At 66.8% G+C, this 22,965-nt stretch carries 14 protein-coding genes, 1 tRNA gene and 1 other RNA gene; 11 read left to right on the top strand and 5 right to left on the bottom strand.

The features are described from left to right. The first annotated feature begins 236 nt into the window (after positions 1-236). Entirely contained in the window at positions 237-2,192 is a 1,956-nt protein-coding gene (locus ACTJJM_RS04300) for a peptidyl-prolyl cis-trans isomerase (RefSeq protein WP_235651148.1), read from the top strand. A 197-nt stretch (positions 2,193-2,389) separates the two neighbouring features. On the opposite strand, the gene ACTJJM_RS04295 is transcribed toward ACTJJM_RS04300, so the two are convergent. Together ACTJJM_RS04295 and gloB are read right to left on the bottom strand one after the other, a co-directional pair. Then, positions 2,390-3,589, bottom strand: a complete 1,200-nt coding sequence (locus tag ACTJJM_RS04295; protein WP_010483881.1) for a lytic transglycosylase domain-containing protein — start codon at positions 3,587-3,589, stop codon at positions 2,390-2,392. Beyond that, positions 3,586-4,350, bottom strand: a complete 765-nt coding sequence (gene gloB, locus ACTJJM_RS04290) for a hydroxyacylglutathione hydrolase (protein WP_043398189.1) — start codon at positions 4,348-4,350, stop codon at positions 3,586-3,588. Before gloB ends, ACTJJM_RS04295 begins: the two co-directional genes overlap by 4 nt. An 11-nt stretch (positions 4,351-4,361) precedes the next feature. Here gloB and ACTJJM_RS04285 point away from each other — a divergent pair, with 11 nt between their 5' ends. Genes ACTJJM_RS04285 through dnaQ form a run of 3 tightly spaced genes read left to right on the top strand, consistent with a single transcriptional unit; the run spans position 4,362 to position 6,208 of the window. Further along, entirely contained in the window at positions 4,362-5,006 is a 645-nt protein-coding gene (locus ACTJJM_RS04285) for a methyltransferase domain-containing protein (RefSeq protein WP_010483877.1), read from the top strand. A 13-nt stretch (positions 5,007-5,019) separates the two neighbouring features. Next, positions 5,020-5,472, top strand: coding sequence for a ribonuclease HI (gene rnhA, locus ACTJJM_RS04280; RefSeq protein WP_010483875.1), 453 nt, complete (start codon positions 5,020-5,022; stop codon positions 5,470-5,472). 4 nt (positions 5,473-5,476) lie between these two features. Beyond that, positions 5,477-6,208: a DNA polymerase III subunit epsilon gene (gene dnaQ / locus ACTJJM_RS04275; protein WP_010483873.1), complete on the top strand. Its 732-nt coding sequence runs from the start codon at positions 5,477-5,479 to the stop codon at positions 6,206-6,208. Positions 6,209-6,270: 62 nt separating this feature from the next. On the opposite strand, the gene ACTJJM_RS04270 is transcribed toward dnaQ, so the two are convergent. Then, positions 6,271-6,975 (bottom strand): protein phosphatase 2C domain-containing protein, encoded by a 705-nt coding sequence (locus ACTJJM_RS04270; RefSeq protein ID WP_049453595.1) that lies wholly within the window; start codon positions 6,973-6,975, stop codon positions 6,271-6,273. A gap of 165 nt (positions 6,976-7,140) precedes the next feature. Here ACTJJM_RS04270 and ACTJJM_RS04265 point away from each other — a divergent pair. Further along, positions 7,141-7,231, top strand: a tRNA-Ser gene (locus ACTJJM_RS04265). Between the two features lie 239 nt (positions 7,232-7,470). Continuing rightward, a complete protein-coding gene (locus ACTJJM_RS04260; protein WP_010483869.1) occupies positions 7,471-7,875 on the top strand; it encodes a DUF6165 family protein in 405 nt (134 codons plus the stop codon). An 18-nt stretch (positions 7,876-7,893) separates the two neighbouring features. On the opposite strand, the gene ACTJJM_RS04255 is transcribed toward ACTJJM_RS04260, so the two are convergent. Next, a complete protein-coding gene (locus ACTJJM_RS04255) occupies positions 7,894-8,940 on the bottom strand; it encodes a glycosyltransferase family 9 protein (RefSeq protein ID WP_010483867.1) in 1,047 nt (348 codons plus the stop codon). 20 nt (positions 8,941-8,960) lie between these two features. On the opposite strand from ACTJJM_RS04255, the gene ACTJJM_RS04250 reads away from it, so the two are divergent. From ACTJJM_RS04250 to ACTJJM_RS04240, 3 genes are read left to right on the top strand one after another with little or no spacing between them, the layout of a single operon-like run. Then, the gene (locus tag ACTJJM_RS04250) at positions 8,961-9,710 is read left to right on the top strand and encodes a 3-deoxy-D-manno-octulosonic acid kinase (protein ID WP_010483865.1); all 750 of its coding nucleotides are present in this window, start codon (positions 8,961-8,963) and stop codon (positions 9,708-9,710) included. Beyond that, on the top strand, positions 9,710-10,477 hold the full coding sequence (locus ACTJJM_RS04245; protein WP_010483863.1) for an MBL fold metallo-hydrolase: 768 nt from the start codon (positions 9,710-9,712) through the stop codon (positions 10,475-10,477). The genes ACTJJM_RS04250 and ACTJJM_RS04245 overlap by 1 nt, the downstream gene beginning before the upstream one ends. Continuing rightward, positions 10,474-10,863 (top strand): nuclear transport factor 2 family protein, encoded by a 390-nt coding sequence (locus ACTJJM_RS04240; RefSeq protein ID WP_010483861.1) that lies wholly within the window; start codon positions 10,474-10,476, stop codon positions 10,861-10,863. The genes ACTJJM_RS04245 and ACTJJM_RS04240 overlap by 4 nt, the downstream gene beginning before the upstream one ends. A 77-nt stretch (positions 10,864-10,940) precedes the next feature. Here ACTJJM_RS04240 and ffs read toward each other — a convergent pair. Continuing rightward, positions 10,941-11,037, bottom strand: an RNA gene (ffs, locus tag ACTJJM_RS04235) — signal recognition particle sRNA small type. Between the two features lie 300 nt (positions 11,038-11,337). Here ffs and ACTJJM_RS04230 point away from each other — a divergent pair. Both ACTJJM_RS04230 and ACTJJM_RS04225 read left to right on the top strand, forming a co-directional pair. Beyond that, a complete protein-coding gene (locus ACTJJM_RS04230; protein ID WP_010483859.1) occupies positions 11,338-11,655 on the top strand; it encodes a DMT family transporter in 318 nt (105 codons plus the stop codon). Positions 11,656-12,012: 357 nt separating this feature from the next. Continuing rightward, complete coding sequence (locus ACTJJM_RS04225) at positions 12,013-22,923, top strand: autotransporter-associated beta strand repeat-containing protein (RefSeq protein WP_440865173.1); 10,911 nt, start codon at positions 12,013-12,015, stop codon at positions 22,921-22,923. The last annotated feature ends 42 nt before the right edge of the window (positions 22,924-22,965 follow it).

Raw genomic sequence — 22,965 nt, 5'->3', positions numbered from 1 at the left:
GAATGCTGGCCTGTCACGCCGGAGGTCGCGGGTTCGAGTCCCGTCCGCTCCGCCAACTTTAAAAGCCCTCGGCGCAAGCCGGGGGCTTTTTCTTTGGGCCGTGCCGCAGGCCTGCCGATGTGCTGATGGTGCAGGTCCACGAAGATCGGCGCAGGCCGCGCCGGCGCTGCTTTTGGTCCCTGCGGCGAAGCGGGTTACACTGCCGGGCTCGCCAATCAGGCCTTGTGATTCTCACCATGCTGCAGAAACTCCGCGACAAGACCTCAGGCTGGATCGTCACCGTGATCCTGGGGCTGCTGATGATTCCGTTCCTGTTCGTGATCGACAACAGCTACCTCGGTGGCGTTGGCGCACAGAACGTGGCCAAGGTTTCCGCGCCGCCGACCTGGTGGCGTTCGGCGCCGTCGTGGTGGCCGGTACGCATGCTGTGGCAGCACCACGAGATCAGTGCGCAGGATTTCCGCACCCGCTTCGAGCAGGAGCGCATGCGCGAGCGCCAGCAGCAGGGTGAGAACTTCGACCCGCGCGCGTTCGAAAGCACTGAAAACAAGATGGCCGTGCTCGATCAGCTGATCGACGAGCAGGTCGTGCGCCTGGTGGGCGAGCAGGCCGGTGTCGTGGTGGGCGACGGTGCGGTGCGCGAGTACATCGCCACCATCCCGGCCTTCCTCGATTCGAACGGCAAGTTCAACGAGAACAACTATCGCCTGGCCCTGGCCGGTGGCAATCCGCCGCGTACGCCCACGCAGTTCCAGGAGTTGGTGCGCGAGAGCCTGCAGCAGTCGGTGATTCCGTCGGGCCTGCAGAACTCGGGCTTCGTCACCCAGGCCGAGACCGAGCGCCTGCTGAAGCTGCTGGGTGAAACCCGCGACGTCGAGTTGGCCGCGCTGCCGGAAGTGCCGGCCGATACCGCGCCGGTCACCGACGCCCAGATCAAGCAGTGGTACGACAGCCACGGCAAGGATTTCCGCCAGGCCGAGAGCGTCTCGCTGGAGTATGTCGAGATCAACGGCGCGAACCTGCCGGCACCGACCGCGGCCGACGAAGCGACCCTGCGCAAGCGCTATGAAGACGAGAAGGCGAAGTTCACCTCGCCGGAACAGCGCCAGGCTGCCCATATCCTGATCACCGGTGACGGCGCCGAAGCCAAGGCGAACAAGATCGCTGCCGAAGCCAAGGCGGCCGGTGCCGACTTCGCTGCACTGGCCAAGGCCAACTCGGAAGACCCGGGCTCGAAGGGGCAGGGCGGTGACCTGGGTTGGGTCGAACGCGGCGCGATGGTCAAGCCGTTCGAAGATGCGCTGTTCGCCGCCAAGGCCGGTGACGTGATTGGCCCGGTCAAGACCGAGTTCGGCTACCACATCATCAAGGTCGCCGCGGTGCGCGGTGGCGAAGGCAAGTCCTTCGAGGAAGTGCGTGACACGCTGGCCGCCGAGCAGCTGAAGGCTGACGGCGAGCGCGGCTTCAACGAGCTGGCCGGCCGCCTGGTCGATGCCATCAACAAGAGCCCGAGCGATCTGGCTGCTGCGGCCAAGGAAGTGAACCTGCCGCTGCAGACCCTGGGCCCGATCACCCGTGCCACTGCCAGTGGCATCGCCGCTGACCCGGCCGTGCTGCGTGCCGCGTTCTCCGACGTGCTGGTGCAGGACGGGACCGCCAGCGACCCGATCGCCCTGGGCGGCGCGACCAACCACAGTGTGGTCATCCGCGTGGCCGCGCACACTCCGGAACAGGCCATGCCGCTGGACAAGGCGCGCGAACAGGTGATCGCCGCGATCCGCGCCGACCGCCAGCGCCAGGCCAGCGACAAGGCCGCCGACGCCGTGCTGGCCAAGCTGAAGGCCGGTGCCACCCTGCAGTCGCTGGCTGCCAGCGAGAAGCTGCAGCTGAGCCCGATGCCAGGCCTGCCGCGTAGCCAGCCGGTGCCGACTCCGGAAATCAACCGCGCGATCTTCAGCGCGCCGGTGCCGGCCGAGGGCAAGCCGAGCTACGGCAAGGTGGATGTCAACGGCCACGCGCTGCTGTTCGCGGTGAACAAGGTCAACCCGGGCGACATCAAGGAAGTGACTGCCGAGCAGCAGAAGCAGCTCAAGGACCAGCTCAGCCAGATCGATGGCATGGCCGCAGCCAAGGCCTACGTCGAGGCGATGCGCAAGAAGTTCGTGATCCAGACCACCGAAGAGAACCTGTAAGCCTCGCGGCGGGCAGGACGAGAAAGGCCCGGCAATGCCGGGCCTTTTTTATTGGGAGCGATGCTGGAAATTGAACTGTAGAGCCGAGCCCATGCTCGGCCTGTCATGAACCCCGGCAGGGCGCGAACATGAAAAAGCCGAGCATGGGCTCGGCTCTACAGGAAGCAGGGCAGGGCGCGGCCGGAACCGCGCCTGCTTCAATCCTCGACGCGCAGTACCGCGCCCGGCTTCAGCACGCTGCTGCCGCTCAGGCCGTTCAGTGACAGCAGCGCCTTCACCGGCATGCCGTAGCGACGGGCGATGGTCCATGCCGACTCGCCATCACGCACGGTGTGGCGGCGGCTGCGCGGGCGGTCGGCGATCGCGGCGACGGTCTTGGCCACCTGCGGCGTCGGCGTGGTCGTGGCAACCGGTGCGGTGCTGGCCACCAGTGTGGTCGCGGTTTCCGTCACAGTCGCATTGGCAGCCGAGACCGGGGCCAGCACCCGGGTGGTTCCAGAGGCGCGGTTGCCGGCGGCCAGGGCCGGGTTGAGGCGGGCGATCCTGGCAGGGTCCAGCGCGCGCTGTGCGGCCCACTGCTGGACGCTGGTGCCGGCCGGCAGGGTGTGGTCCTTCAGCACCGGCACGGTGCGGTCCAGCGAGGCCATCACGCCCGGCTGGTCTTCCACGTCTTCCAGCACGCAGGCCAGGGCATGCAGCTTCTCGACATAGGCATGGGTGACCGGCGACAGGCCCGGCAGGGCTGCCGGCTTGGCGTTCTGCGCGTTCATGCCAGCCTTGCGCATGGACTGCAGTACCCGGTACTCGCCGGCGTTGTAGGCCATGGTGGCCAGGCGCCAGTCGCCGCCGAACATGCCATGCAGGGTCTTCAGGTAGCGCACCGCGGCCTGGGTGGAATCAACCGCCGACAGGCGGCCGTCATAGCCGTTGGCCATCGGCACACGGTGGTTGCGCGCGGTGGTGGCGATGAACTGCCACAGGCCGGTCGGGCCGCTGCCGTTGCGGGCATTGGGCCGATAGCCGCTTTCCACGAACGGAATCAGCGCGAATTCGGTGGGCAGGTTGGCCTTGCGCAGCTCTTCGACCACATAGCCGAACAGCACCAGCGCATCGTCATCCTGGTTGGCCAGGCGCGAGGGGGCGTGGGCGAACTGCTTCTGCCAGCGCGGGCTGGTGGCCTCGGCATCGCAGCTGGGCTCGGCCAGGCCGTCGCGGAAGCTGGTGAAGATCTCCTGGCCGTTGCGCACCGAAGCGGCGGGCAGCGCTGAAGCGTCCAGCGGCAGGGCCGCAGCAGCGGTCAGGTTCTGGCTGATGCCGGCACCCAGCGACTGTGCGCCCGCGGTTCCGGCCAGCCCCAGGGCAAGGCCCAGGGCCAGCGGCAGACTTCGGCGCATCATGCGCGGAAGCCGTCTTTCCAGTGCCGGAGACCGGCCATCACGTCGACGTCGTCCACGACGTCACGGCCCAGGTGTGCCGATACCGACGCACGGATCGGTGCAGCGTGCACACGCAGGAAGGGATTGCAGTCGAATTCGTTGGCCAGGGTTACCGGCAGGGTGGAACGGTCATCGCGGCGCATGGCCAAAGCCTCCTCTTGGCGCTGCCACAAGGCAGCGTTGGCGGGGTCGACATGCCGCGCGAAGACGGCATTTGACACGGTGTACTCATGAGCGCAACAAAGCAGCAGTTGCGCGGGCAGGGCACCCAGCTTGCGCATCGACGCCAGCAGCTGGGACGGCGTACCTTCGAACAGGCGTCCACAGCCCAGGCTGAACAACGAATCTCCGCTGAAAAGATGTTCAGCAGTGTGAAACGCGATGTGGCTGCGGGTATGCCCGGGCACGGATAGTACGTGGAACGTCTGGCCCAATGCCTGAACGCGTTCACCTTCACCGACCCGCTCGGTCGCCGTGGGAATGCGCTCCTCGGCCGGCGCGACGACCCGCACGCCGGGGAATCGCGCCTGCAATGGCGGCACGCCACCGATGTGATCGTCGTGGTGATGGGTGAGCAGGATCGTGTCCACGCGCAGGCCCTGATCGGCCAGCGCGAGCACGGGCGCGGCATCACCGGGGTCGACGACCACGGCAGCACCCTCGTCGTCGATCAGCGTCCAGATGTAGTTATCCGCAAATGCGGGCAGGGCAGTCAGTCGCATAGAATTGGACCATGCCCGCGCTGCAGAGTACCCGTCAAGCGAGCCAGACCCCGTGGTTCGACAGTGAACCGGCGGAGGCCTTGCGCGTGCTGGAGCGACAGTTGCTGCTGCCGCAGCTGTCGGTGCTGCCGGCGCAGCCCTGGCTGTGGATCGCGCCGAGTGCGGCCTGGCTGGAGGATGCGCAGCTGGGTGGGCGCGGCCTGCGCCTGTATCGACAGGGGCCGGGCTATGCCGGCGACACCCGCTGCGCGCTGCCGTTGCCGCTGGCCAATGAAAGCGTCAATGCGATCGTGCTGCAGCATGTCACCGCGGCCGACGCTGATCGGCTGCTCGACGAGTGCGAGCGCGTGCTGATGCCGGGCGGCCACCTGTGGCTGAGCAGCCTCAATCCGTTCAGCCCGTACCGCACGCGCTGGCGCCAGCATGGGCTGGTGGTGCGCACGCCGCAGCGGATCCGCCTGCTGCTCGGCCGTCATGGGCTGGAGTGCGACGATATGCGTTACCTGGGCCCGCTCTGGCGCGGTGCGGGCAGCCGTCGTCCCGGAGGTTGGGCACCGCTGCGTGCGGCCTGCCTGTTCCATGCGGAAAAACGCACGCTGGCCCTGCCCGGGCCGAAACCGCTGCCGGTGCGCTGGCACGGCACCGTAGCTACCTGATTCTGGAGTTGTATTGAAAACCATCGAAATCCACACCGACGGTTCCTGCCTTGGCAATCCCGGCCCCGGCGGCTGGGCTGCGCTGCTGCGCTACAAGGGCCACGAGCGTGAGCTGAGCGGTGGCGAGGCGCACACCACCAACAACCGGATGGAGCTGATGGCGGCCATTTCCGGGCTGGAGTCGCTGACCGAGCCGTGCAGCATCGTGCTCTATACCGATTCGCAGTACGTGAGGCAGGGCCTGACCCAGTGGATGCCGGGCTGGATCCGCAAGAACTGGAAGACCGCCGGTGGCGATCCGGTGAAAAACCGCGAGCTGTGGGAGCGCCTGCAGGCGGCCACGCTGCGGCATCAGATCGACTGGCGGTGGGTGAAGGGGCACTCCGGCGACCCCGACAATGAGCGGGTGGATACCCTGGCCCGCAACGCGGCGATCCAGATCCGCGACGCCAGCCCGGTAAACTGAGCCCATGCGTCAGATCATCCTCGATACCGAAACTACCGGCCTGGAGTGGAAGAAGGGCAACCGCATTGTCGAAATCGGCTGCGTGGAGCTGTTCAAGCGCCGCCCGACCGGCAACAACTACCACCAGTACATCAAGCCGGACTGTGAGTTCGAACAGGGCGCGCAGGAAGTCACCGGCCTGACCCTGGAGTTCCTCGATGACAAGCCGGACTTCGCGCAGATCGCCGACGAGTTCCTGGCCTTCATCGATGGCGCCGAACTGATCATCCATAACGCGGCGTTCGACCTCGGCTTCCTCGACAACGAGCTGTCGCTGCTGGGGCCGCAGTACGGGAAGATCACCGACCGCTGCACCGTGATCGATACCCTGGTGATGGCGCGCGAGCGCTTCCCGGGCCAGCGCAATTCGCTGGATGCGCTGTGCAAGCGGCTGGGCGTGGACAACTCGCACCGTGCACTGCACGGCGGCCTGCTCGATGCGCAGATCCTGGGCGACGTCTACATCGCGCTGACCTCGGGCCAGGAGGAAATCGGCTTCGGCCTGGGCGATGACGATGGCGGTGGTGCCGGTGCGGCGCTGCAGGCCTTCGACACCAGCAAGCTGCTGCCGCGCCCGCGCGTGGTGGCCACGCCGTCGGAACTGGAAGCGCATGCCGCGCGGCTGGAGCGGCTGCGCAAGAAGGCTGGCCACGCGCTGTGGGATGGCCCGAAGGTGGAAGAGCCCGCCAGCGCATAAACATCCACGCGTGGCGTGGATCTACTGTAGAGCCGAGCCCATGCTCGGCTCATGCACCAGGTTCAGTGGCAGCGCACCAGGATGACGCTGATGTTGTCGCGGCCACCGCCGTCGAGCGCGGCCGCGACCAGCGTATCCACGCACTCCTGCGCGCTGGCATCGTCGAGGGCGAGGGTGCGGGCGATGCCGCGGTCGTCCACTTCCTCGGTCAGTCCGTCACTGCACAGCAGCAGCTGCATGCCCGGGCGCAGTTCACCGCTGGTGGTGGCCACGTTCAGATGCGCCGGATCGGTCACGCCCAGCGCCTGGGTGACCACGTTGCGATGCGGATGTGCGCGTGCCTGTTCGGCGGTCAGGTTGCCCTGCGCGACCAGTTCCTGCACCACGCTGTGGTCCTGGCTGAGCTGCGCAAGTTGGCCGTCGCGCCACAGGTAGGCGCGGCTGTCGCCGACCCATGCCACTTCATAGCGATTGCCCTGCACGCGCGCGGCAACCACGGTGGTGCCCATCGGCAGCGTGTCGTTGCGTCGGCGCGAGGCGCGGATGATCTCTTCGTCGGCGGTGCGGATGGCCTGCGCCAGCGGCGCGCCGCGGCGGATCTCGCGCACGATGGTCTCGCGTGCCAGCGCGCTTGCCACTTCGCCGCAGGCGGGTCCGCCCATGCCGTCGGCCACCAGCCACAAGGCCAGCTCGCTGTCACCGTAGTAGGTGTCCTCGTTGAGCTCGCGGCGCATGCCGGGGTGGGTGAGGTGTCCGAATTCGATCATGGGGGGCTGGGGCGGGGTGTTGCTGGGGAGACAGGCATCATCGGGTGACGGCACGCATCCGGCAAGGCATGCGCTCAGGAAATTTTCACTTCGTTGGCCGGAATGACTTGTCGTCGGCCTCACTTCCTCGTATGATGCGCGTCCCCGGTCCGCCGGGGACCACCCGGAGAGGTGGCAGAGTGGTTGAATGTACCTGACTCGAAATCAGGCAGGCGTTTATAGCGCCTCGGGGGTTCGAATCCCCCCCTCTCCGCCAGATAAAGAAAAAGGGCTGCCGAAAGGCGGCCCTTTTTCTTTATCTGGCGCGGGACGCGACGCGCGTTGCGCGTCGCCCCACGCGTTGCTGTGCAACGCGTGGGCCCTCCCTTTGCCGGCCTCTCCCCGCCCTGTCGGGGCAGCCCCTCAACAGAGGGGCTTGTTCCTCCAGATGGATCTACCTGTCCCATCGCGAGCTGCGGGTTAAACTGCACGCATCACCTGCTGGAGCTTTTCCCCATGACCGCTGAAATCCTCGTCCCCGTTTCTTTCGGCGAGCTGCTGGACAAGATCTCGATCCTGCAGATCAAGTCCGAGCGCATCAGCGACGAGGGCAAGCTGGCCAATGTGCGCAAGGAGCTGTCGGCGCTGGAGCAGACCTGGATGGCACACCCGGCGGCGGTGAAGGACATCGCCAAGCTGCGTGCCGAGCTGAAGACGGTCAACGAGCAGCTGTGGGACATCGAGGACGACATCCGCCTGAAGGAGAAGGCGCAGGCGTTCGATCAGGGCTTCATCGACCTGGCGCGCAGTGTCTACCTGCGCAACGACGAACGCGCGCGCATCAAGAAGGCGATCAACCTGGCGCTGGGTTCGGCGTACGTGGAAGAGAAGTCCTACCAGGATTACGCGCAGCGCGCGTAATCCCCGGCAGCCTGCCGCTCACCCCAGGTGGTCGGCGACGTAGCGTTCGAACGCAGCGATACCGTCTTCGACAGTGATCAGTTCCATCACATCGTCGAACTCGATCTTGGTGCCCCACTTCAGATCCGCGGCCTGCTTGGCCAGGTACTTGCGCGCCGCATCATCGTAGCGGTCCACGCAGTAGCGGCGGTCGGAATAGGGACCGCTGCGGTTCGGATTGCTGGCCGCATGCAGGCCCAGTACCTTGGCGCCCATCGCGTTGGCGATGTGCATCGGGCCCGAGTCCGGGGTCATCACCAGATTGGCGCGGGCCAGCAGTGCCGGCAGCTGCTTCAAGGTGTCCTTGCCGACCAGGTCCAGTGCCGGCGTGTGCAGCTGGGCCTGGATGGCATCGGCCATGCTGCGCTCCAGCTCGCTGCGGCCACCACACAGCACCACCCGCCAACCGCGCTGTGCGGCATGGTTGGCCACGGCTGCATAGCGGTCTGCATACCAGTTGCGGCGCACGTGGCTGGAACAGGGCGAGATCATCAGTACCGGTCGGCCATCGTCCTGCCATTGCGCGGCGGCCCACTCATACGCGGACTGCGGCACCGCCAGGTCCCAGCTGACCTCGGCCTGGCGCAGGCCAAGGGGTTCACAGAAGCTGCCGATGGCGTCCAGCACATGGATGCCGGGGCGGTCGGGAATGCGCTCGTTGATGAAGAGACCGTGCAGATCCTTCGATCGGCTGCGGTCGTAGCCGATGCGACGCTCTGCTGGAATGAAGGCCGACAGCAGGTTGGCGCGGAACGCCACCTGCATCTGCAGCAGCGCTTCAAAGCGCCCCGGTGGCAGCTGCCTGCGCAGTTCCTTGACCCCGGCCATGCCGCTCTTCTTGTCGTAGGCATGGAAGGTGACGCCAGGCAGGCCGTCGAGCAGCTTGTGGCCGGCCTTGTCGATGATCCAGTGGATCGGCGTGTCCGGACGCGCAGCCTGCAGGGTGCGCACCAGGGGCACCACGTGGGTGACATCGCCGAGTGCGGACAGGCGCAGGAGGCACAAGGAGGAGGACGCTGATGCCATGTGTTGTTAGACTCAATGAAATGGTCGCATTCGACGCCAATGAAGCGCTGACGCCATGCCGCGAGGGTCGCGGCATCGGGGCCATTCTGTTCGACCGCGAGCGGCTGCGGCAAGCCGAGATCGGCCTGTTCTCGCCCCAGCACTGGGGAAGCAGGGCCCGGCCGGTGGGTGAGGGCGGCCGTGGCAGCGCTTGGTTGGTCGATGCGCCGTTCGGCCCCAGCGTACTGCGCCACTACCTGCGCGGTGGCCTGGCGGCGAAGATCAGCCATGACCAGTACTTCTGGCGCGGCGCGGACCGCACCCGCAGTTTCGCCGAATTCCGGCTGATGCGCGCGCTGCGCGAGAAGAAGCTGCCGGTGCCACGGCCGATCGCCGCGTTCTACATGCGCGAGGGCCTGCGCTACCGGGCCGCGATCCTGATGGAGCGGATCGAGGGTGTCCGTTCGCTGGCCGACCGTGCGCTGGTCGCTGGCCGGGGCGCACCGTGGGAGGAAACCGGGCGGCTGATCGCGCGCTTCCACCGTGCCGGCCTGGACCATGCCGACCTCAATGCGCACAACATCCTGTTCGACGGCAATGGCCATGGCTGGCTGATCGACTTCGACCGCGGGGTGATCCGCATCCCGGCGACCGCCTGGCGCGAACGCAATCTCAAGCGCCTGCTGCGCTCGCTGATCAAGCTGCGCGGCGAGCGCAGCATGGAAGACGTGCAGAAGGACTTCGCGCGGCTGCGCCGCGCCTATGACATGGCCTGGAACCGGGGCACCTGATGGACTGGTCGTTGCGTTTCCTCGGCGTCGGCAATGCGTCGGCGGTCGAGCTGGGGTCGCCGATGTCGGTGATCGAGCGGGACGGGCGTCCGTGGCTGACCATCGACTGCGGCGGTGAAGGCCTGACCGCGTTCAAGGCGCACTACGGCCACATGCCGCAGGCGTTGTTCGTCACCCATGTGCACCTGGACCACGTGGCGGGCTTCGAGCGCCTGTTCGTCGATACCTTCTTCAATGCGCACCGGCGCGGCAAGGTGCGCCTGTATGTGCCTGCCACGGTGGTGCCGCTGCTGCACAAGCGCATCGGGGACTACCCGAACGTGCTGGCCGAGGGCGGCGCCAACTTCTGGGATGCGTTCCAGCTGATCGTGGTGGGTGAGGCGTTCTGGCATGAAGGCGTGCGCCTGGAGGTGTTCCCGGTGCGCCACCATTGGCCGGAGACGGCCTATGGCTTGCGTCTGCAGGGCGCGCTGACCTGGAGCGGCGATACCCGGCCGATTCCGGAGATGCTGGCCCGTTTCGCCAACGACAACGAACTGATCGCGCACGACTGCGGCCTGCACGGCAACCCGTCGCATACCGGTGTGGACGACCTGGAGCGCGAGTACAGCGCCGAGCTGCAGTCCCGGATGATGCTCTACCACTACGCCAGCGTGGCTGACGGTGCGGCGCTGGCCGCGCGCGGTCACCGCGTCGCCCAGCCGGGGCAGTGCGTGCGGTTGGCGAGCCCGACGGCGCCGCACGTGCTGGCGCAGGATCCGCCGTGAGCGGTGTTGGCCAGCCCGCCGACGCGGCGCTGGCGGCCGAACTGGAGGCGCTGGAACGCGCGCTGCATGCGCCGCAGGTGCGGGGGGATCGCGAGTCCCTTGCGGCCCTGCTGGACGAGGATTTCAGCGAGATCGGCAGTTCCGGCCGCTGTTACGACCGTGCAGCTGCGCTGGCGGAGATCCCGCTGGAACGGGCGCAGGTGCGGATCGAATCGGAGCAGTACGCGGTCTCGCTGCTGACGCAAGACCTGGCCCAGGTGCGTTATCGCAGCCGCTACTACCTGGATGGCCAGCCGCAAGGCTGGGTACTGCGCAGTTCGCTGTGGCGCCGGCATGGGGACGGATGGCGCATGGTGTTCCACCAGGGTACGCCGGAAGCGCAGTAGCGCGGGGCCATGCCCGGCAAAGGGCGCCAACCAAGGTTGGCATCTACCAGAGGCGGGCGTCGCCGGAAAAGGCGATGGCCCCGCCGGCTGACCTCGGCGCCCGCGTCGATCGATACCGTTGCTGCCTTCCGGCCCTGGCGGGATTTTCGACCTAGCGTCGCGAGGGGCCGACGGGGCCACCATAGAGACGTTGGCCGCCCAGTGGGCGGCCGGTTCACCGATCAGGGGAAGCAGCGCGCGATGCGCCGGAGACCACAGCCGGACTGCACATCGGCTGGCCGATGGCAGAACGCAACTATAGCGCAGGCAGGTACATCGACGCCAGCTTCGTGCACTGAATCGGCTGTAACCCGCGTCTGCTGGCAACGCCCCGGCGCGACCGGCGTTGCTAGAATGCCGGCCAGGAGGAACGACCTCCCCCACATCGGGAATCAATGACCAGGACGGCCTGGCCCTACCAAGAGGAGGGCTGTCATGGCCTGGATCTATCTGTTGTTCGCCGGCCTGCTGGAAATCGTCTGGGCCGTGTCCATGAAGCAGTCCGAAGGCTTCACCAAGCTCACCCCCACCGTGGTCACGATCATCGGCATGATCGCCAGCTTCTGGCTGCTGGCGGTGGCCATGCGCAGCCTGCCATTGGGTACCGCCTATACGATCTGGACCGGCATCGGTGCGGTAGGCGCGTTCGTGGTCGGCATCGTGTTCCTCGGTGAGCAGGTCAGCCCGATGCGGATCGGTGCAGCGGTCTTGATCGTGTCCGGGCTGGTGCTGATGAAACTCTCCAGCAGCTGAATGCATTTAGTTGAGCGGGGAATGGATTCCCCGCGTCCTGCAGGTATATGCATTTTCGGCAAAGCCATTTTGTCCGCTCGTTTTATTTGACGCACGTCATGAAAATAACGAGCGTGATTCACATGCCGCTGGCGCCATCGGACGCACAGTGCCGCCATTCGTCATGCGAAACCGGGGAGTTTTCGCCTTGACGGACACGCCGGCGCACCTTTTCCAGGGGGCGTCGCGTGAAGATGTGAAGATTTTCAGGAGTTAATGCCGCCAGGCCTTGTTCCCGTATCGGGAGCCGGGATGAACCGCATCGTCTTCAAAAAACCTGCCCGCAGTGCCATCCGGTCTTTTCATGGAGATTTACCGATGAACCGCATTTACCGTCTGGTTTTCAATCGTGCCCTCGGCGTAATGCAGGTTGCCTCGGAGGTCGCCCAGAATCCCGGCGGAAGTGCGATTACCGCGAAGCGGCCACCGCGATTGCGGGCGCATCAGCTGGCGGTCGCACTGGCAGCCACCTTGGCCAGCGGTTCGGCGTTCGCAGCGTGCAACACCGTCGGCAACACAGTCACTTGCCCGACAGGCTCAAGCACCAACTCGCTGGCCAACAGCATCAATGGCGTAACCCTGGATATCCAGACCGGCGCCCAGCTCAGCGTGCCGCCGATCGTGGGTGGTAGTGCGGTGACCTTGAACGGCAACGGCATTACCGTGAACAACCAGGGCACGGTCGATCCCACCATCAGCGGTGGCCTGAGCCTGGCGGCGTCGGGCATGGTGCTGGGCAACGCGACGGTCGGTGGCAATGCCATCAACGTGAACAATCTGGCCGGTGGTTCGATAAACGGCCTGGTCAATATCGCCTCGCTCCTCGGTTTCGGTGGACAGGCGTTGGTGGTGCAGAACGCTGCGGGCGGCACCAGCACCGTCGTCAACAATGGCTCGGTGAGCATGTCGATCTTCGGTGCGGGTCTGTTCACCGCCGCCGATGCCCCGGCCATTCTCAGTTATGGCGGCGCGCAGACCCAGTTCACCAATACCGGCAGCATCACCGGTCGTGTCGGCTTTGCCGGGTCCGCCTCGGCGACCAACGGCAACACCTTCCTCAACGCCGGAACGATCAACGGCAGCGTGCACCTGGGCAACTCTACGGCAGGCAATACGTTCACAGCGGTGTCTGGTTCCAGCGTGAACAACGCCGGCGTGGGTATCGCCGGTACCGTGGGTAGCGTGGGTGTCAATCTGGCGGCCGCGGGCCAGGTTGATGGCGGCTCGGCGAGCAACAACAGCCTGGTGCTGCAGAACAGTCCCTCTGGCCCCGGCTCCGGCACCGGTGGTGCGCCGACCACGGTGGGCTGGAACCAGTACGTCAACTTCCAGAAGCTGACGGTCAACAGCGGCACTTGGAACCTGCAGGGTGCGTGGGCGGGTGCGGGGCCGACGACGCTCAATGATGGCCTGATCAATTTCAACAATGCCGGTTCGTTCGGCACAGGGCTGTTCACCGCCAACGGCGGTGCCATCGCCTCCTCCACGGCCGGTCTGAACCTGACCAACGCTTTCAGCCTCGGTGGCAATCTGTCCCTGGCAGGGACCAATGCATTCGGCCTGAGTGGCGTGCTTTCAGGCGCTGGTGGACTGACGGTCAACAACACCGGCATCGTTACTCTCGGCGGCGCAAACGTGTTCTCCGGCGGCGTCAACCTCAATGCGGGCGGCCTGCTGCTGGGCAATGCCGGTGCACTCGGCAGCGGCAACCTGACCGTCGGTGGCAGCGCCTCGCTGGATACGACGGCTGGCTTCAACCTGGGCAACAATCTGGTGATCAACGGTGGGGGCTCGCTGAACCTGCTGGGCAGCAATGCGCTGACATTGAGTGGCTCGATTTCCGGTGCCGGCAACGTGACCAAGAACGGCGCGGGCACGCTGACCTTGAATGGTGCCAATTCGCTGACCGGCAACTTCACCTTGGCCGGGGGCGCGTTGGCGCTGGGCGCGGGCGGCAGCCTGTCGCCCACCGGTGCGATCACGCTGGGCGTTGGCACCAGCTTGGATCTTTCAGCGGCGACCAACCAGACCATCGGCTCGCTGGCCGGCCTCGGCGGTTCGGTCAATCTCGGCAGCCACACGCTGACCCTGGGTGGGCTGGGCAATACCAGCTTCAGCGGCACGTTCGCCGCAGGCACCGGTGGCCTGATCAAGCTCGGTACCGGCGTGCAGACCCTGTCCGGCGTCAACAGCCTCACTGGCGGTGTTGCGCTCAACGCAGGTGGCTTGTTGCTGGGCAATGCGGCCGCGCTGGGAAGTGGTACGTTCTCTGTCGGCGGCAACACCACCTTCGACGGCACCACGGCGCTGGCGTTGACCAATGCTGTCAGCCTCGGATCGGGCGCCAACCTGAATCTGCTTGGCGGGCAGGCGCTCACGTTCAACGGGGTGATCAGCGGCGCTGGCGGCCTGATCAAGAATGGCGCGTCAACCCTGACGCTCAATGGCGCCAATACGTTCGGTGGTGGGCTGGCGTTCAATGCCGGCAGCCTGCTGCTGGGCAATGGCAGTGCGCTGGGAACCGGTGCCTTGAACGTCGGCGGAGCCGTGACCCTCGATGGCAGCTCGGCGTTGAGTGTGGGCAACAACATCAATCTCGGGGCAGGTGGCTCGCTCGACATTCTGGGAGGCAACACACTGACGTTGGGCGGTGTCATTAGTGGCTCCGGCAGCCTGGTCAAGAACGGCGCCTCCACGCTGACGCTGGGTGGGGCCAACGCGTTCACCGGCGGCCTGAACGTGAACGCAGGCAAGGTGGCGCTGGCCAGTGGCGGCAGTCTGGCGGCCACCGGGGCGGTGAGCCTGGCGGGGGCCGGCGCCGAACTGGATATCTCACTCGGCGGCAACCAGACCATCGGTGCACTGACTGGCATCGCCGGCAGCACGGTGACGCTGGGCAGCAGCACGCTCACCTTCGGTGATGCCACCAACCAGACCTTCGCCGGCGTGATCGGCGGCACCGGTGGCCTGATCAAGCAGGGCAGTGGCGTGCAGACGCTGACCGGCGCCAATACCTTCAGCGGTGGGGTGAATCTTGCGGCCGGCGGCCTGGTGCTGGGCAACGCCGGCGCGCTGGGAAGCGGTGCGCTGACGGTCAGTGGCAACGGTTCGCTGGACACCACGGCTGCGCTCAACCTGGGCAATGCGATCAACCTCGGCGCGGCGCTGACCCTGCCGGGCAGCCAGAACCTGACGCTGGGCGGCAACATCACCGGCACCGGCAGCCTGGTCAAGAATGGCGCGTCCACACTGACCTTGAACGGCGCCAACACCTTCAGTGGAGGACTGAGCGCAAACGCCGGCACCCTGCTGCTGGGCAACAGCGGTGCACTCGGCACGGGCGGACTGGGCATTGGTGGCAACGTCTCTCTCGATGGCAGCGCCCCGCTGAGTCTGGCCAACAATGTGTCGCTGGGCGCGGGTGCCGCGCTGTCGCTGCCGGGCTCGCAGGCGATCACGCTGGGTGGGGTGGTGTCCGGTGCGGGCAGGCTGGTGAAGAACGGTGCCACTACTTTGACCCTCAATGGCGCCAACACCTTCGGCGGTGGGTTGACCGTCAACGGTGGCGGCCTGCTGCTGGGCAATGCCGGTGCGTTGGGCACCGGTGCGCTGTCGGTGGGCGCCAATACCACGCTGGACAGTTCGGTGGCACTGAATCTGGCCAACGGCGTCAATCTTGGAACCGGGGCAGTGCTTGACCTGCTGGGCAGCCAGAACGTGGCGCTGGGCGGTGTCATCAGCGGCACCGGCGGTCTGGTCAAGAACGGTGCGGCGACACTGGCGTTGAACGGGCCCAATACCTTCAGTGGGGGTGTTGGCCTCAACGCGGGTGTGCTGCAGCTGGGCAATGCACTGGCATTGGGTACCGGTCAGCTGGACGTGGGCGGCAACGCTTCGCTGGACGCCACAACGGCGCTGACCGTAAGCAACAACATCGGCCTCGCTGCCGGTGCCAACCTCTCCGTGCTGGGCAGCAATGACCTGACGCTCACTGGTCCGGTATTCGGTGCCGGTGGGCTGATCAAGGACGGCGCGGCACGTCTGACCCTGAGCGGTGCCAACCTCTATGCCGGCGGCACCACCGTCAATGCCGGTGTGCTGGCGTTGGGGGCAGGTGGCAGTCTCGCCGCGGCCGGTGCGGTGAATCTTGCCGGCGCGGGCGCGATACTGGACATCTCCGCAGCCGGTGCGGCACAGACCATCGGTGCGTTGAACGGCGTGGCGGGCAGCCAGCTTGCCCTGGGCGCGCAGTCGCTCACCTTCGGCGGTGCCAGCGACGGCAGCTTTGCCGGTGTGATCGGTGGTACCGGTGGCCTGGTCAAGACCGGCGCGGGCGTGCAGACGCTGTCCGGTGCGAACACGTTCAGTGGTGGTCTTGCGCTCAACGCGGGCGGGTTGGTGCTGGGCGATGCAGGTGCCCTCGGTACCGGTGCGCTGGGTATCGGCGGCACCACCACGCTGGACAGCACCGTGGCACTGAACCTGGCCAACGCGGTGAACTTTGGTACCGGTACACAGCTCACGCTGGGCGGTAGCAACGATCTCACCCTTGGTGGCGTGGTGGCCGGCAACGGCAGCCTGATCAAGAACGGTGCAGGCCTGCTGACGCTCAACAACACCAATACCTTCGGTGGTGGCTTGACCTTGAACGGCGGTGGCCTGGTGGTCGGCGCGAACGGCGCACTCGGTTCCGGCACGCTGGGGGTGAATGCCAGTACCACGCTGGATGCAGGCGCTGCGGTGACACTGGGCAATGCAGTCACGTTGGGCTCGGGCGTTGCACTGACGTTGCCTGGCAGCAACGCGCTGACGCTGTCGGGTGTGATCGGCGGCAATGGCAGCCTGATCAAGAATGGTGCTACCACGCTGACGCTGTCCGGTGCCAATACCTACTCCGGCGGTACCACCATCAACGCCGGTACGCTGGCGCTGGGCACGGGCGGCAGTCTTGCCGCAGCGGGTGATATCACGCTGGGCGCAGGCGCTGGCTTCGATATCTCCGGTGCCGGCGGTAGCCAGACCATCGGCGCGCTCAACGGTGCGGGCGGAAGCACGCTGATGCTGGGCGGCAATTCGTTGACCTTCGGCACGGCCGGCAATGCCGCCTTCGATGGCGTGGTCAGTGGCGGTGGCGGTCTGGTCAAGGTGGGTGCAGGCGTGCAGACCCTGTCCGGCGCCAACACCTTCGGTGGTGGCGTCTCACTCAATGCCGGTGGACTGGTGCTGGGCAATGACGCGGCGCTGGGTACCGGCGCACTCACCGTGGGTGGCGCGGCCACGCTGGATACCACCGGGCTGGCGACGCTGGCCAACAACGTTGTGCTCAACGCCGGGCTGACCGTGCTGGGCACCAACGCGCTCACCCTCAACGGTGTGCTCTCCGGCACCGGCAGCCTGACCAAGAACGGTGGCGCAACGCTCACCTTGAACGGCATCAACACCTACACGGGGGGTACCAACGTCAACGCCGGTACGCTGGCACTCGGCGCCGGTGCCAGCCTGGCCGCAAGCGGTACCGTCAATCTCGCCACCGGCGCCACGCTGGACCTGTCGGCCGGCAACGGCACGCAGGTGTTCGGTACGCTGGTCGGCAACGGCACGGTCAACCTGGGGGCCAACAACATCGAAGTCGGAGGCGCCGCCAATGGCACCTTCAGCGGCTCGATCGCAGGTACCGGTGGCCTGAACAAGGTCGGTACGGGCATCGAAACGCTGACCGGCGCCAACACCTACACCGGCGGCACCTTCATCAATGCTGGCACGCTGGCGATTGGCCCGGGCGGCAGCCTGGCGGCGACCGGTGCGGTGAACATCGCTGCGCCAGGTGCGGGCTTCGACATCTCGGCCTCCGGTGCCAACCAGACCATCGGTTCGCTGTCCGGCGTGGCCGGCTCGACGGTCAGTCTGGGCGCCAACTCACTGATTCTGGGGGGCGTCAGCAGCAGCGCCTTCGATGGCGCGATTGCCGGTACCGGCGGTTTGGTCAAGAACGGCGCGGGCATTCTCACGCTCGGCGGCGCCAACCTGTTCAGCGGCGGCGTGGCCTTGAACGGTGGCGGGCTGGTGGTCGGCAACAACGCTGCACTGGGTAGCGGCGCGTTGAACGTCGGTGCCGATGCGACGCTGGACAGCAGCCTGGAGGTGACGCTTGGCAATGCCATCAGCCTCACCGCCGGTGCCAACCTCAACCTGCTCGGCAGCAACGCGCTCACGCTGGGTGGCGTCATCAGTGGTGACGGTGGCCTGATCAAGAATGGTGCGGCTACGGTGACCCTGACCGGCGCCAACACCTACACCGGCGGTACCACCATCAACAGCGGCACGCTGGCCATCGGTGCCGGCGGCAGCCTGGCGCCCACCGGCGCGGTGAATCTTGCCGGTGCCGGCACGCTGGATATCTCCGGCGGTGGCAACCAGAGCATCGGTGCGCTGGCCGGTGTGGCCGGCAGCAACGTGGCGCTGGGTGGCAATACGCTGACACTGGGCGGCGTGGCCGACAGCACGTACAACGGCGTGATCAGCGGTAGCGGTGGACTGATCAAGAACGGTGCCGGCGTGCAGACACTGACCGGTGCCAATACTTTCGGTGGAGGCGTCAGCCTTAATGCCGGTGGCCTGGTGGTGGGCAACAACGCCGCGTTGGGTACCGGCACGGTGACCGTGGGCGGCGCTGCCACGCTTGATTCCAACAGCGCGATCACCCTGGGCAACAACTTCGTTCTCAATGCTGGCCTGACCGTACTGGGCAGCAATGACCTGACCCTCAACGGCAACCTCAGCGGCACCGGCTCGCTTACCAAGGAAGGCCTGGCGACGCTGACCCTGAACGGCACCAACACCTACACCGGTGGCACCTTCATCAATGCCGGCACGTTGGCGCTGGGGGCCGGGGCCAGCCTGCATGCCAGCGGCATCGTCAACCTGGCCAGCGGCGCGACCTTCGATCTGTCGGCCGGTGCCGGTACGCAGCAGTTCGGCACGCTGATCGGCAATGGCACGGTGAATCTGGGCGCCAACACGCTGACCATAGGTGATGCCACCAACGGCACCTTCGGCGGCTCCGTGGGCGGCACCGGCGGGCTGATCAAGGAAGGCACCGGTACCCAGACCCTGACCGGCACCAACACCTTCACTGGCGGTACCACCATCAATGCCGGCACGCTGGCGATCGGCGCCGGCGGCAGCCTGGCGGCGACCGGTGCGGTCACCCTGGCCAATGCCGGCACCGCGTTTGATATCTCCGCAGGCGGTAACCAGAGCATCGGCTCGCTGGCGGGCGTGACGGGCTCGAACGTGTCGCTGGGCGGCAACACGCTGACCCTCGGCGGCGTCGGCAACACCGCGTTCAACGGTGTCATCGGTGGCACCGGCGCGTTGATCAAGGACGGGGCTGGCGTGCAGACGCTGGGCGGTGCGAACACCTTCACTGGCGGTGTCACCCTCAACGCCGGCGGGCTGGTGGTCGGCAACAACGCAGCGCTGGGCAGCGGTGCACTCACTGTGGCGGGCAACGGCTCGCTGGATGCCAATGCGGCGGTGACGCTGGCCAACAACGTCGCTCTTGGCGCGGGTGCGAATCTCGACGTGCTGGGCAGCAATGACCTGACCCTGGCCGGCGCGATTTCCGGCGCGGGCGGTTTGATCAAGGATGGCCCGGCCACGCTGACCCTGACCGGCGCCAGCAGCTACACCGGCACCACCACCATCAACAGCGGCACGCTGGCGGTGGGCGCGGGCGGCACCCTGTCTGGCGCCAGCACGGTGAACCTGGCCGGTACCAGCACGCTGGACATCAGTGCCGGTGGCAGTCAGAGCATCGGAGGCCTGGCCGGCGTAGCCGGATCCGGCGTGGTGCTGGGCGGTGCGACCCTGACCACCGGCGGTAACAACGGCAGCACCACCTTCGGCGGTGTGCTCAGTGGCACCGGCGGTCTGGTGCAGAGCGGTACCGGCATGCTGACCCTGAGCGGCGACAACGTCTATACCGGTGGCACCACCATCAACGGTGGTAGCACGCTGCAGATCGGCAACGGTGGCAGCACCGGTTCGGTGCTGGGCGACATCACCAACAATGGCAGCCTGGTCTACAACCTCGGTACCACGGCAACCGTGGGCGGCGTGGTCAGCGGCAGCGGCGGCCTCACCCAGGCTGGCAGCGGCACACTGGTGTTGACCGGCAACAACACCTACACCGGCGGTACCACCATCAATGCCGGTGGCACGCTGCAGGTCGGCAATGGCGGCGCGACCGGTGCGATCGTCGGTGACATCACCAACAACGGTGTGCTGGTGTCCAACGTGGCCGGCAACACCACGCTGGGCGGCACCATCAGCGGTACCGGTGGCCTGACCCAGGCCGGTGCCGGCACGCTGACCCTGACCGGCAACAACACCTATACCGGCGGCACCACCATCAATACCGGTGGCACGCTGCAGGTCGGCAATGGCGGTGCGACCGGCGCGATCACCGGCAACGTCGCCAACAACGGCAGCCTGGTGTTCAATGTCGGTGGCAACACCACGGTCGGCGGTGCGATCAGTGGCACTGGCGCGCTGACCCAGGCCGGTGCTGGCGTGCTGACCCTGGTCGGCAACAACAGCTACACCGGCGGCACCACCATCAATGCGGGTGGCACGCTGCAGGTCGGCAACGGCGGCGCCACAGGTTCGATTGCCGGTGACATCACCAACAATGGTGCGTTGATTTCCAACGTGGCCGGCAATACCGCGCTGGGCGGCACCATCAGCGGTACGGGTGGCCTGACCCAAGCGGGCAGTGGGTCGCTGGTGCTGACCGGCACCAACACCTACACCGGCGGTACCACTATCAATGCTGGTGGCACGCTGCAGCTTGGCAACGGCGGTGCGACCGGCTCGATCGTGGGCGACGTCACCAACAACGGCACGCTGGTGTCCAACGTGGCGGGCAACACCACGCTGGGCGGCACCATCAGCGGCAGCGGCGGCCTGACCCAGGCCGGCAGCGGCACGCTGACCGTGACCGGCAACAACACCTATACCGGCCCGACCACCATCACTGCCGGTGGCACCCTGCAGGTGGGCAATGGCGGCGCGACCGGTGCGATTGGCGGCAGCGTCACCAACAACGGCAGCCTGGTGTTCAACGTGGGTGGCAACACCACCGTCGGCGGCGCCATCAGCGGCAGCGGTGGCCTGATCCAGGCAGGCACCGGCACGCTGATTCTGGGCGGCAACAACACCTATACCGGCGGCACCACCATCAGCACCGGCGGCACGCTGCAGGTTGGCAACGGCGGCGCGAGCGGATCGATTGCCGGCAACGTCAGCAACAACGGCAGCCTGGTGTTCAACGTAGGTGGCAACACCACCGTTGGCGGCACCATCAGTGGCAGCGGTGGCCTGACCCAGGCCGGCAACGGCACCATCACGCTGACCGGCAACAACACCTACACCGGCGGCACCACCATCAATGCAGGTGGCACGGTGCAGGTCGGCAACGGCGGGGCCAGCGGTTCGGTCACCGGCAACATCACCAACAACGGTGGCCTGATCATCAACACCGGTGGCACCACCACGCTGGGCGGCACCATCAGTGGTGGTGGCAGCATCGTGCAGGCCGGCCCGGGGGGCTTGAACCTGGGCGGCAACAGCGGTGGCTTCAGCGGTACCGGCCAGGTCACCGGCGGTGGCCTGAATGTCACCGGCAACATCGGCGGCCAGTGGACCATCGGCAGCGGCACCACGCTGTCCGGCACCGGCACCATCGGTGGCGCCGGCGGTGGTGTGACGGTGTCCAGCGGCGGCGTGCTGTCGCCGGGCAATGGTCCGGGCAACGGCAGCGGTGCGGGCAATGGCACCGGCACGATCACGGTGGGGGGCAACCTGACCCTGTCGCCGGGCAGCACGCTGGGCATCGATCTGGGTGCCACCGGCAGCGACACGGTGCAGGTGGGCGGCAGTGCCAACGTGGCTGGGAGCACCGTGCAGGTGAACACCATCTCGCCGAGCACCAGCTACCAGCAGGGCCAGCAGTACACCGTGGTCAACGCGGGCGGTGGGGTGAGCGGGCAGTTCGCCTCGGCGACCACGCCGTCGGCCTTCCTGACCATCACCCCGGTCTACACCGCGAACACGGCCAACCTGCAGATCGACGTGGCGCAGACCGCGGCATTCACCACGGCGGCGAAGACGCGCAACCAGTACAACACCGCCGCAGCGCTGGACAGCCTGCCGCAGAGTGGTTCGGCACTGGGCCTGTACAACACGCTGCTGATGTATGACGCGGGTACCGCGCGCGCTGCCTTCGACCAGCTGTCCGGTGAAGTGCATGCGGCCAGCCGCGCGGTGCTGCTGTACGACAATTACCTGGAAGAGGGTATCCGCCAGCGCCTGGGCAGTGAGCTGCCGACCGTGCGTGGTGAGCGTGCTTCGGCGTGGCTGGCCGGCAGTGGCAAGGTGTTCCGCCAGGACGGTGACGGCAACGGCGATGACATCCGCTCCAACCGCAATGCGCTGATGGCGGGCGTGGACTGGCAGCTGGGCGAGCACGTGGTGCTGGGTGCGGCCGCAGGCAACGAGCGGCTGGATACGCGCCTGTACGATCGCAGTTCGCGGGCCCGCCTGCGTGGCAACACGTTCGGCCTGTATGCACAGGGCCAGTGGAACAACGGCTTCGCGGTGGGGGGCAGCGTATCGCGCGGCGACTACCGTACGCGCACCACGCGTGAGGTACCGCTGCTGGGCCAGACCTTGTACAGCCGCCAGGACTCGGACGTGACCATCGCGCAGGTGGAGGGCAGCTGGACCTGGACACATGGCAGGACCCAGCTGCAGCCGTACGTGCAGTTCACCAAGCACTGGGTCGACAGCGATCGCGCAGTAGAGCAGGGTGGCACTGCTGCACTGGAGCTGGAAGGCGGCAAGGACACGCTCAATGTCAGCACCGTGGGCGTGCGTGGACGTTGGGATGTGGGCAGCGGCGAGCGCTTCCCGGCACAGCTGACGGTCGGCCTCGGCTGGCAGCACGCCTCGGGTGACACCGATGTGGCCAGCCGCAACCGCTTCGCCGTCGGTGGCAACGCGTTCGACGTCTACAGCGCGGTGATGGCACGCAATGCGCTGGTCAGTCAGGTCGGCGTGGCGGTTGGGCTCGGCCGCAACAGCCAGCTGTCGATGTTCGTGCAGGGCCAGCACGGCGATGGCCGCCGTGATGTTGGCGGGCAGATCAACCTGCGCGTAGGCTTCTGAGGGGAGCGGGCCAGCGGTAGATCCACGCACTGCGTGGATGGG

The organism is Stenotrophomonas sp. 22692 (assembly GCF_052045015.1).
GTDB classification, from domain to species: Bacteria; Pseudomonadota; Gammaproteobacteria; order Xanthomonadales; family Xanthomonadaceae; genus Stenotrophomonas; species Stenotrophomonas geniculata.
Note: the sequence above shows the minus strand (reverse complement) of the source record. Positions and strands in the feature narration are given on the sequence as shown.

Coding starts and splice junctions, on each gene's coding strand:
- ACTJJM_RS04245 (WP_010483863.1), top strand. CDS start 9,710: ATGGACTGGTCGTTGCGTTTCCTCGGCGTCGGCAATGCGTCGGCGGTC.
- ACTJJM_RS04225 (WP_440865173.1), top strand. CDS start 12,013: ATGAACCGCATTTACCGTCTGGTTTTCAATCGTGCCCTCGGCGTAATG.
- gloB (WP_043398189.1), bottom strand. CDS start 4,350: ATGCGACTGACTGCCCTGCCCGCATTTGCGGATAACTACATCTGGACG.
- dnaQ (WP_010483873.1), top strand. CDS start 5,477: ATGCGTCAGATCATCCTCGATACCGAAACTACCGGCCTGGAGTGGAAG.
- ACTJJM_RS04285 (WP_010483877.1), top strand. CDS start 4,362: ATGCCCGCGCTGCAGAGTACCCGTCAAGCGAGCCAGACCCCGTGGTTC.
- ACTJJM_RS04255 (WP_010483867.1), bottom strand. CDS start 8,940: ATGGCATCAGCGTCCTCCTCCTTGTGCCTCCTGCGCCTGTCCGCACTC.
- ACTJJM_RS04260 (WP_010483869.1), top strand. CDS start 7,471: ATGACCGCTGAAATCCTCGTCCCCGTTTCTTTCGGCGAGCTGCTGGAC.
- ACTJJM_RS04250 (WP_010483865.1), top strand. CDS start 8,961: ATGGTCGCATTCGACGCCAATGAAGCGCTGACGCCATGCCGCGAGGGT.
- ACTJJM_RS04300 (WP_235651148.1), top strand. CDS start 237: ATGCTGCAGAAACTCCGCGACAAGACCTCAGGCTGGATCGTCACCGTG.
- ACTJJM_RS04230 (WP_010483859.1), top strand. CDS start 11,338: ATGGCCTGGATCTATCTGTTGTTCGCCGGCCTGCTGGAAATCGTCTGG.
- ACTJJM_RS04270 (WP_049453595.1), bottom strand. CDS start 6,975: ATGATCGAATTCGGACACCTCACCCACCCCGGCATGCGCCGCGAGCTC.
- ACTJJM_RS04295 (WP_010483881.1), bottom strand. CDS start 3,589: ATGATGCGCCGAAGTCTGCCGCTGGCCCTGGGCCTTGCCCTGGGGCTG.